Below are 16,044 nucleotides of genomic sequence, written 5' to 3' on the forward strand. Positions count from 1 at the left end.
TCCGGTGCCCCCGGCCGGTTCCTGGGTCAGTAGGCGCCGGCGCGATCGACCTTGCGGTGGAAGCGCTCGCCGGCCTTGCCGCCGAGGACGGCAGCACCGAGGGTGACCAGCAGCACCAGGACGAGGGCGACGATGCCACCCGTCGTTGCGGTGCCCTCGTCCACGGGGATGCGCGGCAGCTTGAGCTGGCTCAGCACGTTGTACTTCGAGCCGAAGATCGCGCCGGCCGCGGCCAGGACGACAGTCACGAGCAGCCCGATCACCCAGACGGCCACGCCCTGGCGGGCACCGTCGAACCGCGACATCCGCCCGGCGACGTAGCCTCCCGCGTAGTAGCCGAGCGCCAGGATCACGAGCAGCACGATGCCGCCGACGATCCCGATGGTCTCGGCGTTGGTCTTCGCCTCCGACGTCGTCGTCTGGGTGATGCCCACAGCGGCACCGGCAGCGGTGGCCAGGGCGAGCAGGATCACGTTGAGACCGTTCGCCGTGAGCCAGCCGAAGAAGGCGGCACCCCACTTGATGCCGCCGAAGCGCTCGTGCGCCCGGCGCTCGGCGTCCTGGCGCCGTGCCTCGAAGTCACGGGCGAGACTTTCGTCGTCAGTGTGGGTCATCCGGTCGCTGGCTTCGCCGCGCTGTCGGTGCTCGTCATGCAGGTCGTGCCGGGTGTCGGCAGCCGTTGCGCCGACGGGTCGGTCCGTGGAGTCGTCGCGTGCGTCGCGTGCCATGAGGTTCCCCCTTAGAAGGACGGGTCGTCGGACGCTCGATCCCCACCGCCGGGGGACCGAAACACCTTGCGTTCCAGGGCGTACGTCGTCGTCCGGCGGTGCTCGTGGGTCCCGCTCGAGATGTCGAGATGTCCTGGTTTACGTGCTGATCGCGGGGCAACTGTGGATCGGTCCCCGCCGGGCGCCAACCAGTCGGTGCCACCACTCGACAGCACGAGAACGGAGACATCGAATGATCACCCAGAACCAGGTACGTGACCTGATCGGTTGCCAGCTCGTCGGCTCCGACGACCAGAAGATCGGCAAGGTCGGGCAGATCTTCCTCGACGACCAGACCGGCAAGCCGGAGTGGGCGACCGTCAACACCGGCTTCTTCGGCAGCAGCGAGAGCTTCGTGCCGCTGGCCGACGCCGACGTGCAGGGCGACGCGGTGCAGGTGCCCTACACGAAGGACCAGATCAAGGACGCGCCGAACGTCGACGTCGACAACGGCGGGCACCTGAGCCAGTCCGAGGAGCGCAACCTCTACCAGCACTACGGCCTGAGCTACTCGGAGCAGAGCTCCGACAGCGGCCTTCCTGGGTCCGGCACGGGGCGCACGTCGGGCCGCGACACCTCCGGCACCGCCACCGGAGCCGGCCACGACACCTCGGGGCCCAACACCGACGACGCGATGACGCGGTCGGAGGAGCAGCTGCACGCCGGCAAGGAGACCGTCACCGCGGGCAAGGCCCGGCTTCGCAAGTGGGTCGAGACCGAGGAGCAGAACGTCAGCGTGCCGGTCAAGAAGGAGAAGGCGCGCCTCGAGACCGAGCCGATCACCGACGCCAACCGTGGCTCGGCACTCGACGGACCCGCGATCAGCGAGGAGGAGCACGAGGTCACGCTGACCGAGGAGCGCCCCGTGGTCGCCAAGGAGGCGGTGCCGGTCGAGCGGGTCAGGCTGACCAAGGACAGCGAGGAGCACGACGAGCAGATCTCCGAGGAGGTCCGCAAGGAGCGGATCGAGGCGGAGGGCGACGTCGACAGCGGCACCGGCCGCACCCGGCGGTAGCCGACCGCTACGTCACCAGCAGTAGAGCGCGAGGGCCTCGGGCGGCATGCCCGGGGCCCTCGCCTCAGGTGCGCCGGGTAGTGGCGGGTGGGGCGACGGGGTCGTCAGCGTGCCGGGGGCTGGGGCAGCACGGGTCGGGCAGCAGCCGCCCCGCCCGGTCCTGCCGCCAGAGACATGTGCACCGAGTCACCGGGACCCCTCTCGTCCGGGCGAGCCTAGGAACGCGGCGACGCGCATCGCCAGCCGCCACGCCGCAGCCCCGATGACTTGACGGCCCCGCGCCGGGTGCGCTGCACCCGCCGGGGGCCGCCTCGACCGTTCAGGGAACCCGCGGACCGGTTCGACCTCTGGCGAGGCGTCGTCAACAACGGTTCAATGGCGCAGTCGGCTCGGGGTCGTCCTGCCTCGGAGGTGGACCGTGAGCGACCGTGACGACTTCCTCACCTGGGCCACGACCCGGCTCAAGGACGCGGAGATCGCTCTGCACAACGGGGACGCCGGCCCCCGACGGGCGATCTGGTCGCGACGGGACCCGGTCACGGTGCTCGGCGCTTGGAGGTCCGCGGCCGGCCAGCACGAGTTGACCGAGCTCTTCGACGAGCTCGGGCGCAGCTTCTCCGACTGCACCTCTTACTTCCATGAAGTGGTCGCTGCAGACGTCGTGGGTGACATGGCCTACACCGTCGGCTACGAGCACACCCAGGCCACCGTCAAGGGGGAGCGTCGGACGTACACCCTGCGTGCGACCCAGGTCTACCGCCGCGAGGACGGCGAGTGGAAGGTCGCTCACCGGCACGCGGACACCGTTCCGGACGCGGGCGGCGCTGAAGGAACCGCGCCCGCCTGATCGGTGCAGTCACAGCCCCAGGCGACCAGGGTGCCGGGCAGAACGCGCGGCTGCCGGTCGATCCCCGATCGGCTCATCGGCGGCGGCGGGCCTATCCCGCGGCGCTTGCGGCGTGGGTTCGCTGGAGCCAGCGAGTGACGTCGTCACCGGACATCGGTCGGCTGAGCAGGTAGCCCTGGGCGCGGTCGCAGCCGAGCCGCTGCAGCTGGTCCCAGGCGGCCTCGTCCTCGACGCCTTCCGCGACGACGAGCAGACCCAGGCTGTGACCCAGGTCGACCACGGACCGGACGATGGCCCGGCTCGAACCGTCCGACCCGACGTCGTAGACGAACGCCTTGTCGACCTTGAGCTCGTGCACCGGGAGCTGCTGGAGGTAGGCGAGTGAGGAGTAGCCCGTCCCGAAGTCGTCCACCGACAGGCGGATCCCGAATGCCGCGAGCCGCTGCAGCAGGTCCAGCGTGCGGTGGGTGTCGGACATGATGCTCGACTCGGTGATCTCGAGCGTCAGCAGGTCAGGGCGCATGCCGCTGGAGCGGACCAGGTCGAGTACGTCGTCGACGAACCCGGCGTCCAACAGGCTGCGAGCCGACACGTTCACCGACACCCCGATGCCGTGACCGGCGCGTTGCCAACGGCCGCACCGGCTCAACGCGTCTGTGACGACGTGCAGAGTGAGCGCGGTGATCAGGCCGGTCTGCTCGGCCACCGGGATGAACTCGTCGGGTGACACCGGCCCGTGCTGGGGGTGCGTCCAGCGGCACAGCGCCTCGACTCCGGTGACGGTGGTCGTCACGAGGTCGGCCTGCGGCTGGTAGTGAACGGCTACCTCGCCCCTCTCGATGGCCTGCCGCAGGTCGGTCGCGAGCTGCAGGCGCCGCGGGGTGTTCTGGTCGGCCTCCTGCCGGTACAGCTGGGGTCCGTCCTGGAGCGACTTCGCCGCGTACATCGCGACGTCGGCACGCTGCAGGAGGTCGTGCACGTCCGACCCGTGGTCGGGGAAAACGGCGATGCCCACAGACACCCGGACGTCGAGACGGATCCCGCGCAGCTCGACCGGCGCCTGGAGGGCGTCGGCGATCCGGCGCGCGGTCGGCAGCGCCGAGCTCCCCTCGTCCCCGACTCGGACGAGGACGGCGAACTCGTCCCCACCGAGGCGGGCGGCGAAGTCGCGGTCGCGGGTCGTCGAGCGCAGCCGCCGCGCGACCTCCTGGAGCAGCTCGTCGCCGGTCTGGTGGCCGAGAGTGTCGTTGACCTGCTTGAACTGGTCCAGGTCCATGAGCAGGACCGCCACCCGCTCATCGGGACCGCTGCGGCCGAGTGTGGCGGCGGCATGCTCTTGGAACGAGGCCCGGTTGGGCAGCCCGGTCAGCGAGTCGTGCAGCGCCTGGTGCTGGCGCCGCTGTGCCTCGTCGCGGAGCCGGTCGATCAACCGGCCCTTTTCCAGGGCTGCCGCCGCGTGGTTGGTCAGAGTCGCGAAGAGCCTCGCGTCCTGATCGTCCAGGGTGCTGACGTCGGCCAGCCGGCCGGCCACGGTGAAGACCGCCCGCGCGCCGCCGCCGAGCTCGACCGCCACCAGCAACGCGTCCTTGGTCCCGACCTGGTCGAGGTAGGCGTCGAGCAGCCCGGGTGGCCCGCCGCGGCTGACGATGATCGGCGAGTGCGCGTCGAGGACCGGCTGGAAGAGCGAGACGTCAGGGCCGAGCGCCCCGGTGACCATCGGCTCGTCGCCGACCAGCGTCAGGCGTGCCCCGGAGCCGTCGGCCGGCAGCAGCACCAGTTCGGCGACCTCTGTGCGCAGCAGGCGCCGGGCGTGGTGCAGCATCGCCTCCGCCACCTCGTCGGGACGGAGTGCGCCGGCCGTGGCCTGGCCGAAGTCGTGCAGCAGCTGCAGGCTCGCGTGCCGCTGGTGCAGGTCCGTGTAGCCGCGGTAGGCGAGGAAGAGGGCCACGCCGAGCACCCCCAGGACGACCAGGGACGCGACGTGCACATGGACCAGTAGGAGGGCGAGCACGCCCAAGCAGGTGTTGCACACTGCAGTGGTAGCCGCGGCGACGGCGAGCGGGCCGTTCTGGGGGCGGGCTCCGTGCCACCGGATCACCAGGTAGACCGCGGCGTTCCCGAGAGCGTCCGCGGCGATCACGGCGACGAAGACGGCCCCCCAGCCCCATGGGGTGGTGGCGCTCGGTGACCCGAGCAGCTGCAGGACCGACACGGCGACGACGCACTCCGCAAGCCACAACGAGAAGTTCATGACCAGCTTGACCCACGGCTGACGGGGGTGCAGGAGGAGAGCGGCCGCCTCCCCGAGCAGGCGAGCGGTGATCAGGACCCAGGGCTCCACCAGAAACAGCCCGAGGACCAGTGGCACCTCGCTGAGCAGGAAGCTGTGGGCCTCGTCGCGATACTCGAGGTGGAAGACCAGGAGCCCCCCGACGGCGAACATCGCCGCCAACAGCAACAGCGACAGGTGTGGCGACTCCCCGGGCCTCGTCGGCGCCTCGAGGTAGGGCACGACGCCGAGGCTGGACAGCAGGGCGGCCGCCAGCGCGAGCGTGCGTGTCGTCGCGTTGGCGGCTGCGGCGGGTGCAGCTGTCACGACCACATGTGTCGGAGCAAACGCGCACGGACCGTAGTGCGCGGCCTGACCGACTTCGCACCGTCAGTCATGGCCGAACCACGCGCAGGTAAAGGATCACCCGTTTGGCGGCGTCACACCGGCCCGCTTCCACGCGATGAACACGTACTGCTCCTGTTCTGGCCGGAAGGACCCTCATGACCCAGCTGCGCTGGACCACGTACGACCACCGAGGCCCCTCGTGGGGGAAGGCCCGGGTTCGCGTCGTCGCGCTGAGTGTGGTCTTCGGTCTGACGGCGCTCGGGGCACTGACGGCCGCCTCCACCACCGGTCGGGCGGAGGACGCGGCCACGTCGCCCACCTCCGACCTGACGCTGCTGGAGCAGCGGCACAAGGCGGAGGTGCGGGCGCTCACCGACGCGTACGAGCGGACGGTCGCCCGCATCAAGGCGGACGGGGATCGGTCGGTCGCGGCCGTACGATCCGCCTTGGCGGAGAGACTGGTGACCTTGGACGCGGCCGCGGCCACCGCAACGTCGGCACGGTCCGCCGACCTCGACCAGGCGCGAGCCGCGGTCCGAGCGCGCCGCGACACCGCCGAGGGCGAGCTGCACGCCCGCTTCGACGGCGACCGGACTGTCGTGAACACGTTCTTCCAGGACCTGCTGACGTCTCTCGGGGCCGCGGAGAAGATCCCGAGCTCGGTCCTGGACGCGGCCAAGAAGTCCCTGGAGGCACGCCGGTCCCTGGAGCTTGCGGCCCAGGACACGACGCACAAGGCCGAGAGCGCCGCACTGGCGGACCAGGTGCGCACGGCCGTCACGACCTTGGACCAGGAGTCCGCGCGCCTCGACGCCGACGTGCAGGCGCAGAAGTCGGCGATCGACTCTGCAGCCGAGCTGGCGAAGCGGTCCCTGACCACCGACCTCTCCGCGGCACTGCGTCAGATGGACACCGACACCGCCGCGCTCAAGGTCCGCCACGCGCAGGAGCAGCTTGACCTCGACGCGGTGCAGGCCGCCCAGACCAAGGCCGCTGCCGTGCTGCCGAGGGCGCAGCGCGACGCGCTCGCCGCCAAGCAGAAGTCCGAGGACGAGGAGCTGCACCGTCGGCACGATGGGGAGCTGGCTTCCCAGGCGGCAGCTCGCAAGACCGTCTCCGACGACGGCGCAGCCGCCGTGGCTGCCGTCGAGGTCCAGCGGCAGGCCGACCGGGAAACCGCGGAGACGGCGTACCGAGCCGCCAAGGAGGCGGTCGCAACGCAGAAGACGGTCACCGTGGCCGACGGTGCAACTCGGACCAGGGCCCTCGACGACACGCACGCCGTGGCCGTCACCGCCCTGAAGAACACGTACGCCGCGGCGATCACCGGCTTGAGCCGCGGCCGGGCCGGCGTGCAGGACGCCTGGGCCGCTCGCACCGCCCGGGTCGCCGACGACGAGGCGAATGCGGTGACGTCGCTCGACGCCGCGACCCAGGTGGAGCTCAAGAAGGTGGCCGGGTCCTTCGACAACCAGGCCGCGGCTGCGGCGCGGCAGCTCACCGCCGACCGGCGCGCGGCGACCCGCGCCGCCGACCTCGACCGCAGCTCGGCTGAACGGGCGACCCGTAAGGAGCTGCTGCGCGCCCGCCTGGACCTGGACCGTCGGCTACGGCTGGCCGAGTCGGACTACTTCACCCTGAAGGTCCGCGCGGTGGCGTTCCTGCAGGACCCCACTGCGTTCAGCAGCGTGTCAGCGGCCTATGACCCGGCCACCGACCCGGGTTCCCTGTACAACGTCGCGCGCCGGATAGGTGCGGACCGTCTGCCTGCCCCGGTCACCGGTCGGGGCGTGGACGTCGCGCTGATCGACACCGGCGTGGTCGACGTCCCGGGGCTGGTGGCGTCCGAGGTCGAGATCGGACCGGACTTCTCCTTCGAGGACGTCGTCCCGGACCTGAGGGGCCGCGACACGATGGGGCACGGGACCCATCTGGCGGGGATCATCGCCGGCCGGGACGCCGCCTGGGCCGCCGGCGACCACGAGCGACGTCCGAGTCGGGTCCTGGGGATCGCGCCGGACGCTCGAGTGGTCAGCGTAAAGGCGGGAGCCGCGGACGGCTCGGTGGACGTCACGCAGATCATCGCCGCGATCAACTGGGTCATCGCCAACAAGGACAGCGACGGTCGACACATCCGGGTCCTGAACCTCTCCTTCGGCACCGACGGGACGCAGGACTACCGCTCCGACCCCCTCGCCTACGCCGTCGAGCGGGCCTGGCGCGCCGGGATCGTCGTGGTGGTCGCCGGGGGGAACGACGGCTGGCTGACCAGCCGGTTGACCAACCCGGCGCAGGACCCCTTCGTGCTTGCCGTGGGGTCCTCCCAGGCGGTGGACGGGAAGGAGAGCGTCCCTTCGGCGTACTCCAACGGCACCCTCGACGGTCGCACGGTGGACCTGGCCGCGCCGGGTCGATCGATCGTCAGCCTGCGCAACCCGGGGTCGAGCAGCGACGACGTCAACGCCGGCGGCCGCACGGGTGACGAGCTGGTCCGTGCCAGCGGAACCTCGCAGGCCGCTGCCGTCACCAGCGGGGCGGCAGCGCTGCTGCTCTCCGCGCGGCCCGAGCTGGCCCCGGACCAGGTCAAGCGGGTCCTGATGCGTTCAGCCGCGCCCGCCGGCGAGGACTCCGACCTGGTGGGTGCCGGCTACCTCCGGGTGGACCGCGCCGTCAAGGAGGATGTCGGGCCTGCCGCGCAGACCTGGCAGCCCTCGGACGGCAGCGGATCCATGGACGGCGCACGCGGCTCGGTGCGGGTGGCTCTGGACGGCTTGGTGCTCGAGGGCGACCTCGACGTCTTCGGCCGTAGCTGGGCGGGGGCGAAGTGGTCCGAGGACGCCTGGTCGGGCGCGAAGTGGTCAGCGGGTGCTTGGGCCGGCGCCAAGTGGTCGGGGGCGAAGTGGTCGGCTGACATGTGGTCGGGCACGTCGTGGTCGGGGGCGAAGTGGTCCGCCGACTTCTGGTCCGGCGCCAAGTGGTCGGGGGCGAAGTGGTCCGCCGACACCTGGACGGGGGCGAAGTGGTCCGGGGCCAAGTGGAGCGCCGGGGGTTGGTTCGGCGCCGGTTGGGACGACGGCCCTGCGGGAAGCCCGGACGTGGGGGCCGAGCCGGTCACGCCCGAGGCCGCGACGCTGGCCGCGAGCGGCTGACCACACGGCTGGTGACGGCACGACCTCGTGTTGCCGCCGGTCACGGCGTCTGGTCGCGCATCCGTCGGTTCTCGTCGCGCAATCGCGCGTTGTCGCGCTCGAGGTGCAGGACGGCGGCCACGCCAGCGATGTTGAGCCCGTCACCCAGCAGCTGGCCGATGCGGTGCAGGCGGTCGAGGTCGTCCTCGCTGTAGCGGCGGGTGCCGCCGGCCGTCCGGTCGGGGCGAAGGAGGCCCTTGTCCTCGTAGAGACGTAGCGCCTGCGGGGTCATCCCGGCCAGGTCGGCCGCCACGGAGATCCCGAAGACCCCACGACTCGGATCGGCTCGAGGGCCTGTCACCCGGATCATCCCTTCCAGTGAGCTCGGACTTGCATATTGTCTGGGTCCAGTGGTAGAAGAAATCTACAACAACAGCCATAGATCCGCTCAGATCCGTGGCGAGAAGTCGCAGCATCAACCCGTCGACAGGAGGTGGTAGCGATGTTGATGCGCACCGACCCGTTCCGTGACCTGGACCGGCTGACCCAGCAGCTGATGGGCACCGCGTCACGCCCGACGATGATGGCCATGGACGCCTGGCGAGACGGCGAGGAGTTCGTCGTCGAGTTCGATCTGCCCGGTGTCGAACCGGACTCGGTGGACCTGGACGTCGAGCGCAACGTCCTGACGATCAGGGCAGAGCGGCCCGCCCTCAACGGTGACCGCGAGCTGATCGCCGCCGAGCGCCCGCGGGGGGTGTTCAGCCGGCAGTTGATCCTGGGTGACAACCTGGACACCGAGAACGTGGGGGCGAGCTACAGCGGAGGGGTGCTGACCGTACGCATCCCGGTCGCGGAGCAGGCCAAGCCGCGCAAGATCCAGATCAGCCAGGAGTCGGACCGCCAAGCCATCGACGCCTGACCGGTCCTCTCAGGCGTGGGCACGCCGTCTGGCACTCCACGCCACGGACAGCTGCCACCGGCCCCGGCCGTGCACCCGGCCGGGGCCCCGACCACGGCAGACACGGATGCCTCCCGACCGCGAGCCTCATGAAGTGCTGGGTGTGTCGTCGGACGCCACCATCGAGGAGATCCACCGCGCCTTCCGCCGTCTGCTCCGCGAGCACCACCCGGACACCCGCCCGGATCGGGGCGCGACGGATCCCGACTCGGACCAAGCCCTGCAGCGCATCTTGACGTCCTACGAGATGCTTCGCGGCCGCCGTGCCGGACCTACCCAGTCGCAGCCGCTGCGGTCGCACCCGCCGTCACGGACGCATCCCACCCCCTTACGGGCGACGCCGGTCCGGTGGCTGCCGACGCCGGGGCCGGCGCCCCAGCGGTCCGAGGTCCCGACACAGACCTTCGACTCGCTCATGCGTTGGCTCCGTCAGATGTAGCACTGGCTCGTTGGTCCCAGAGGTCACCGTGAACGAAGAAGTCCCCTTCCCCGTGCGGAGGTGGGCGAGGTCAGTGGACCTCGACCGGCGTCTCGCGCGGCGCCGGGACCGGCACCGGAGCGGGCGGGTGGACCGGCGAGTCGGCGTCGATGCTGATGTGCGGCAGCAGCCGGTCCAGCCACCCGGGCAGCCACCAGTTGGCCTTGCCCATCAGCGCCATCGTCGCCGGCACCAGCACCATCCGGACCACGGTGGCGTCCAGCGCGATGGCGGTGGCCAGACCGAGCCCGATCATCTTGACGAACGGCGACGGGTCGCTGACGAAGCTCAGGAAGACGACCATCATGATCAGCGCACCGGAGGTGATGACCCGGCCGGTGGCCGCCAGCCCGCGGGCCACCGACTCGGTGTTGTCGCCGGTCGCGTTGTAGGCCTCGCGGATGCGGGACACGAGGAAGACCTCGTAGTCCATCGACAGTCCGAAGAGGACCGCGAAGAAGATGACCGGCAGCGGCGAGGCGATGCGGTAGGTCCCGTCGAGGCCGAACAGCCCGCCCAGCCAGCCCCACTGGAAGACCGCGACGATGACGCCGTAGGCACCGGCGATCGACAGCAGGTTCATGGCGGCTGCCTTGAGCGGCACGACCACGGAGCGGAACACGACCATCAGCAGCAGGACGGAGGCGCCCAGGATCGCGCCGATGAACAGCGGCCGGGTGCTGGCGAGCTGCTCGTCCAGGTCGAGGGTCAGCGCGGTCGCGCCGGTGACGTAGACACCGTCCGGGGTGACCGTCCGGACGCGCTGCAGGGTCTGCGCGGTGGCCGGGTCGGAGGGCTCGGTGGTGGGCAGCGTGGGCAGCACCACGGTGCCGCCGTCGGCGGTGACGCGCGGGTCGCCGACCTCGGCGATGCCCGGGTCGGCCGCGATCCGGCCGGCCAGCACAGTGACGTCCGCGCCGTCCAGCCCGGTGCCCTGCAGGTCGGCGACGACGAGCAGCGGTGCGTTGAAGCCGGGGCCGAAGCCGTCCGCCAGCAGGTCGTACGCCCGCCGCTCGGTCTGGCCGGCCGGGTTGTCGCCGGCGTCGGGGAAGCCGGTGCTCAGCGAGAGCGACGGGGCGGCCAGCGCGAGGAGGACCAGGGCGCCGGCGACGGCGTACGGCCACGGCCGGGCGGCGATCCGGTGGGCCAGCCGCCACCAGCGGGTGTCCTCGACGGCGACGGCCTCCGCGGCGCGACGCCGGCCGACGACCCGCCCGCGGTCGATCCGGTCGCCGAGCAGCGTCAGCAGCGCCGGCAGCAGGGTGGTCGCGGTCATGACGGCGAGGAACACGACGATCGAGGTGGCGAGCCCGATCGAGGCCAGGAAGCCGACGCCGGTCAGGACGAGCGCCAGCATGGCGAGGACCACCGTGCCGCCGGCGAAGACGACAGCGGCGCCGGACGAGCCCATCGCGGACGACAGCGCGGACCGGTTGTCGTGGCCGGCCGTCCGGTTCTCTCGGTAGCGGGACACGATCAGCAGCGCGTAGTCGATGCCGACACCGAGGCCGACCATGGCGCCGATGGTCGGCGCGGCAGTGGAGACCTCGAGCGAGCCGGCCAGCACCACGATGCTCAGCAGCCCGACCGCGACGGCGACCAGGGCGAGCACGATCGGCACCAGGGCGGCCACGATCGTCCCGAAGGCCACGACCAGCACGACGAGGGCGGCCAGCAGGCCGGCAGCCTCGGCGGGCGATGACTTCTTCTCGGCGTTGAGGAACGCGGCGTCCCCGCCGAACTCCGCCTGCACGCCACCGTCACGGGCCGGCTGAAGGGCGTCGCTGATCTCGGCGCCGGCCGGGCGGCCGAGCTCGGTCGAGGGCACGTCAAGGGAGATCTCGGCGTAGCCGACCCGGCCGTCGGCCGAGACCCGATCGGTGGCGAAGGGGTCGGTCACGGCCGCGACGTGCTCGACCCGGGCCACCTGGGCGAGCGCGGCCTCGACCTGGGGCCGGTGGTCGGCCAGCTGCTCCGCGTCGTCGACGGCGAACACGGCGACGCCGCTGCCTCCGGCGACCGCGGGGAAGCGCTCCTCGAGCAGGTCCTGCGCCTGGGCGCTCTCGCTGCCGGGCGCGCTGAAGTCGTCGGCGAACGTGCCGCCGACGGCTCCGGAGAGGACGGCCACGAGGACGGCGAGGACCGCCCAGGCGCCGATGGTGGTCCAGGGGCGGCGAGCACTCGCGTCGCCGATGCGGCCGATGAGGCGGTTCATTCCGGTGTCCCTTCACTGTGCTGCGGGTCGAGGTGGGTGACCGAGACCAGGGGCATGCCGAGGTCGCGGATGCGCTGGAGGAGGCCGTGCAGGGCCGTCTGGTCGACGACCTCCCCGCGGAGGGTGGTGGTGCCGTCGCGGTTGTGGACCAGGGTCAGCCCGTCGAACCACGCCGCCCAGCGGTCGTCGAGGCGACCGTCGAGGCGGATCTCGTACGTGGTCATCGTTGCCTCCTCTTCGTACGTCGCTGTGCCCCGGAAGGTAGGAACGGACCTGGTGAGGGCGGATCACCACACCTGGTGAGCGGGCTGGTGAACGTCGTCGCGCGGGGTGCTTGTGGAGTCGGCTGGTCACGCTACGTGACGACTGTCACCTCAACGGCACCTGTGCGGTCACCCACCGTGCTGGTGTCCTGGGCAGATGTGGGGTCGCCGCTCGGTGCTGAGCAGCGGCTGCCTGTCCGTCGCGCTGGCGGCCGGCCTGCTGGCCGGCACCCAGCCGCCCGCCGCCGACGCGACCGGCGCGACCGGCATCGACGACGGACCGCGGCTGCTCTTCACTGCCGCGGACGTCGACCAGGTGCGCGCCGTGGCCGCGACCGCACCGGGGGCGACCTGGGCATCGGCCGTGCGGGCCCGTGCCGACGCCGCGCTGCCCCGGCCGGTCGCCACCACCTGCGAGCGGGTGGCCCGCTACGCCCTGCCAGACCTGGCCATGGCGTGGCTGCTGACCGGCGACGCGACGTACGCCCGCAAGGCCGGTGACGTCCTAGTCGGGATGCCGACGGCGCCGCGCTGGTCACCCACCTCGACGGTGCCGGGCTGCACCACCACCTGGGCGGACTACAGCTGGCGGTGGCCGCAGCTGATGGCGATGACCGCGCTCGCCGTCGACTGGCTACGCGGCTCCGGCGCCCTGTCCGACGCGGACCTCGCGGTCGTCGACGCCGACCTGGTCCGTGGTGGCGAGACGATCCACGAGGCGCTGACCGCCCCCGAGTACTCCGCCGACGCGGGCTACCGCAACGTGACCAACTACCGCCTGCGCAACGACGCGGCCCTCGGGCTGGTCGCGCTGGCCCTGGCCGACGGCCCGTCGAGCGGGCAGGCAGCCGCCTGGTCGGACTACGCCTGGCAGGACCTGTTCGGTGACACCGGTCGGGGGACGCCGCGCTACCTCGCCCAGATGTTCGGGCGCGACGGCGTCGCGAAAGAGGGACAGGGCTACTACCAGGACAGCTTCCGGCTGCTGATCCCCTACTTCGTGGCCGTGCGCAACCGGACCGACCGCGACCCCTTCGCCATGCCGCTCGTCCACGCCGCGCTGAACGCGCCGGTCGCCCTGGCGATGCCCGACGGGTCGGCCCCGACCGTCGACACCGGGTGGCGCTCGCCGGCGGTGGCCGGCGGCCTCTCGCACTGGGTCGCCGCGCAGTACCCGGACGAGCCGTGGCACCGGTGGCAGTGGCAGCGCGAGGGACGGCCGGTGCCGGCCGGCGACGACCCGATCGCGCTGGCGCTCTACCGGCCCGGGCCATCCGCGCCGCCGTCGGGCAGCGCCTCGAGGTTCCTGCGCCACAACGCCTTCGCGGTCCTGCGCAGCGACTGGTCGCCGCAGTCGCCCTGGCTGCTGCTGAACTCCGAGCGCACCCCCAGCCGGTCGCCGCACGAGCAGGCCGACCAGACGAGCTTCTCCTTCTTCGCCCATGGCGCCTACCTGGCGATCGACCCCGGCGACGGCCGGGACTGCGGGACGGACGGCGACCGGTGGCTGCGCAGCTCGGCCGCGCACAACCTGGTGCTCGTCGACGGCAGCGGGCCACGGGTGAGCTGGAGCTACCGGACCGCCCTCGACCCGGCCGAGCTCGACCGGACCGCCGACGTCGGCGACCTCTCGCGGGCGCGCACGACGATGACCTACGGCAACGGCGTCCGGTCCGAGCGCCAGGTGCTGCTCGCGCACGGCGAGTACGTCGTCGTCCTCGACAGAGTCCGGGACCCCCGGGGCGCCCGGCACCGGTTCAGCTGGCGGCTGCACCTGGCGGACACCGCGTCAACGCCCCGGCTGGGTGCCGACCGCGCGACCTCCGCGACGCCAGGCGCGCACGGCGGTGTCGTGCCGCTCACGACAGTCGTGGTCGGCCGACGGTCGACCTCATGGTCGGTGCGCAGCGGCCCGACTGACGTCGCCCAGGGGGCCTGCCCGCAGCATCCCGTCCTGCAGGTCGACACCCGCGGCGCCCGCACAGACCTGGTGTCGGTCCTGGTGCCACAGGCGGGGACCGCCGCGCAGGTCCGGGCCGTGCGCGGCGACGACGCGGTCGGTGTCGTCGTCCGAACGCGCGACCGGCTCGACGTCGCCCTGACCCGGGGGGTCGGGCGGACCATCCGGGCCAGCGGTGTGGCCACCGACGCGCGGCTGGTCTTCGTGTCCCGGGACGGCGTGGGTCCGCGGTCGGCGTCCTTCGAGCACGGCCGCAGCCTCGTCGTCGGCGGCCGGCGGGTCCTGCACAGCTCTGCGCCGGTGTCGGCGGCGATGGCCTGGCGGCAGGGCGGCGACGCGCTCCTCGCCGAGGTCACGGCTGCCCGGCCGACGGACGTCACCTTCGCCCTGCCGGGCGCGCGCGGCACGGTCACGGTGCGGGTGCCGACCGGCCGGCACAGGGTGGCTGTGCCGGCCGGGCGCTGAGTCGCGACCAGGCAAGGACTTGGCAAAGCGCTGAAGTTGGCTCTTCGCGCCGACCGATGACTACCTCGTCGTGAGCGGGGGACGCCACCGACAGCAGAGGTCACCATGTACGACGAGGAACTTGCCCTCACCGGCATCGGCACCGTCACGCTGGGCGGAGTCGTGTTCGACTCCATGCTGGTCGCGGTGATCGGCTTCGCACTGGTGGCCGCCGGGCTGCTCCTGACCCGCCTGGGCCGCAAGGGCGACTGACCGCTCCGGCGCGCTCCGAGACTGCGCGCGCGTCCCAGTCAGCGACTCCACCATGGCAATCCACACGCGGACCCGTGTCCGGCGCCGCCCCTGGTTGGGGGCCGCCGTCTTCCTGCTCGTGGCGCTGCTCGTCGCTCTCGAGTGGCCGGACCAGCACGGTCGCGGCGCGATCTACGGCATCACGCTCTTCGCGATCCTGAGCCTCAAGCTGGGTGCCTCGGTCAAGCACCGTCCCTCCCGTGCGGCACCGCCGCGGCGCGAAATCGCCGTCGTCGTGCCGTTCTACAACGAGGACCCCGAGATCCTGTCGCACTGCCTGGACTCGATCCTGGCCCAGACCTACCAGCCGTCCCACGTCGTCGTCATCGACGACGGGTCGAGCGACCGCCGGGCCGTCGCGGAGATCGCCGGGTGGCGCAAGCGGTTCGCTGACGTCGGCATCCCGTTCACCCCGATCCTGTTCGACGAGAACAAGGGCAAGCGCGAGGCGCTGGTCGCCGGCTTCCGGGCCGCACCGGCGGCGTGGGCGTACCTGTGCGTCGACTCGGACACCCGGCTCGAGCCGCGCGCACTGCACGAGGTGATGCGCCCCTTCGTGGACCCTGCCGTCACCTGCGCGACGGGTCTGGTCATCGCCTCGAACTGGCGGCGCAACGTCCTCACCCGGCTGATCGACCTGCGCTACACCAACGCCTTCCTGTTCGAGCGGGCGGCCTACTCTGCGCTCGGCTCCGTGCTGTGCGCCTGCGGGTCCCTCGCGGTCTACCGGGCCGACGTCGTGCACAAGTACGCCGACGACTTCCTCAACCAGCGCTTCATGGGGCAGAAGGCGATTTTCGGCGACGACCGCCGGCTCACCAACTACGCGCTGCTGGAGGGCCGGGCGGTCCTGCAGGAGACGGCGATCGCGTCGACCGCCGTCCCGGAGCGGATCAGCCACTACGTCCGGCAGCAGGTGCGGTGGAACAAGTCCTTCTTCCGGGAGTCGCTCTGGGCGATCCGGCACCTGGACCGGCGTCGGCCGGCGGTCTGGCTGACCCTGGTCGAGCTCACCTCGTGGATCGTCTTCACCGCGA

Annotated in this window: 13 protein-coding genes; 8 read left to right on the forward strand and 5 right to left on the reverse strand. The window is 71.9% G+C overall.

The annotated features are described in order from the left end of the window. Positions 1-26: 26 nt before the first annotated feature. Positions 27-728 (reverse strand): hypothetical protein, encoded by a 702-nt coding sequence (locus VK640_04125; protein HTE72373.1) that lies wholly within the window; start codon positions 726-728, stop codon positions 27-29. A 232-nt stretch (positions 729-960) separates the two neighbouring features. Between VK640_04125 and VK640_04130 the strand changes: the two genes are divergently transcribed. Together VK640_04130 and VK640_04135 are read left to right on the forward strand one after the other, a co-directional pair. Further along, positions 961-1,782 (forward strand): PRC and DUF2382 domain-containing protein, encoded by an 822-nt coding sequence (locus tag VK640_04130; protein HTE72374.1) that lies wholly within the window; start codon positions 961-963, stop codon positions 1,780-1,782. A gap of 418 nt (positions 1,783-2,200) precedes the next feature. After that, positions 2,201-2,629 (forward strand): nuclear transport factor 2 family protein, encoded by a 429-nt coding sequence (locus tag VK640_04135; GenBank protein ID HTE72375.1) that lies wholly within the window; start codon positions 2,201-2,203, stop codon positions 2,627-2,629. A gap of 91 nt (positions 2,630-2,720) precedes the next feature. Here the strand turns inward: VK640_04135 and VK640_04140 are convergent, their stop codons facing one another. Then, positions 2,721-5,225, reverse strand: coding sequence for an EAL domain-containing protein (locus VK640_04140; GenBank protein ID HTE72376.1), 2,505 nt, complete (start codon positions 5,223-5,225; stop codon positions 2,721-2,723). A 176-nt stretch (positions 5,226-5,401) separates the two neighbouring features. Between VK640_04140 and VK640_04145 the strand changes: the two genes are divergently transcribed. Further along, positions 5,402-8,395 (forward strand): S8 family serine peptidase, encoded by a 2,994-nt coding sequence (locus tag VK640_04145; protein ID HTE72377.1) that lies wholly within the window; start codon positions 5,402-5,404, stop codon positions 8,393-8,395. A 40-nt stretch (positions 8,396-8,435) separates the two neighbouring features. Here the strand turns inward: VK640_04145 and VK640_04150 are convergent, their stop codons facing one another. After that, complete coding sequence (locus VK640_04150; GenBank protein ID HTE72378.1) at positions 8,436-8,744, reverse strand: MerR family transcriptional regulator; 309 nt, start codon at positions 8,742-8,744, stop codon at positions 8,436-8,438. 132 nt (positions 8,745-8,876) lie between these two features. Between VK640_04150 and VK640_04155 the strand changes: the two genes are divergently transcribed. Together VK640_04155 and VK640_04160 are read left to right on the forward strand one after the other, a co-directional pair. Next, positions 8,877-9,296, forward strand: coding sequence for an HSP20 family small heat-shock protein (locus VK640_04155; GenBank protein ID HTE72379.1), 420 nt, complete (start codon positions 8,877-8,879; stop codon positions 9,294-9,296). A gap of 106 nt (positions 9,297-9,402) precedes the next feature. Continuing rightward, on the forward strand, positions 9,403-9,774 hold the full coding sequence (locus tag VK640_04160) for a J domain-containing protein (GenBank protein ID HTE72380.1): 372 nt from the start codon (positions 9,403-9,405) through the stop codon (positions 9,772-9,774). A 70-nt stretch (positions 9,775-9,844) separates the two neighbouring features. On the opposite strand, the gene VK640_04165 is transcribed toward VK640_04160, so the two are convergent. Both VK640_04165 and VK640_04170 read right to left on the reverse strand, forming a co-directional pair. Next, entirely contained in the window at positions 9,845-12,028 is a 2,184-nt protein-coding gene (locus tag VK640_04165; protein ID HTE72381.1) for an MMPL family transporter, read from the reverse strand. Continuing rightward, entirely contained in the window at positions 12,025-12,252 is a 228-nt protein-coding gene (locus tag VK640_04170) for a hypothetical protein (GenBank protein ID HTE72382.1), read from the reverse strand. Before VK640_04170 ends, VK640_04165 begins: the two co-directional genes overlap by 4 nt. A gap of 196 nt (positions 12,253-12,448) precedes the next feature. Between VK640_04170 and VK640_04175 the strand changes: the two genes are divergently transcribed. The 3 genes from VK640_04175 to VK640_04185 all read left to right on the forward strand — a co-directional run. After that, positions 12,449-14,716, forward strand: coding sequence for a heparinase II/III family protein (locus tag VK640_04175; GenBank protein HTE72383.1), 2,268 nt, complete (start codon positions 12,449-12,451; stop codon positions 14,714-14,716). A 105-nt stretch (positions 14,717-14,821) separates the two neighbouring features. Then, entirely contained in the window at positions 14,822-14,968 is a 147-nt protein-coding gene (locus VK640_04180; protein HTE72384.1) for a hypothetical protein, read from the forward strand. Between the two features lie 52 nt (positions 14,969-15,020). Further along, positions 15,021-16,044: glycosyltransferase (locus tag VK640_04185; GenBank protein ID HTE72385.1), on the forward strand; the 1,024-nt coding region annotated here is incomplete at its 3' end.

The organism is Actinomycetes bacterium, assembly GCA_035489715.1.
Taxonomy (GTDB): Bacteria; Actinomycetota; Actinomycetes; order JACCUZ01; family JACCUZ01; genus DATHAP01.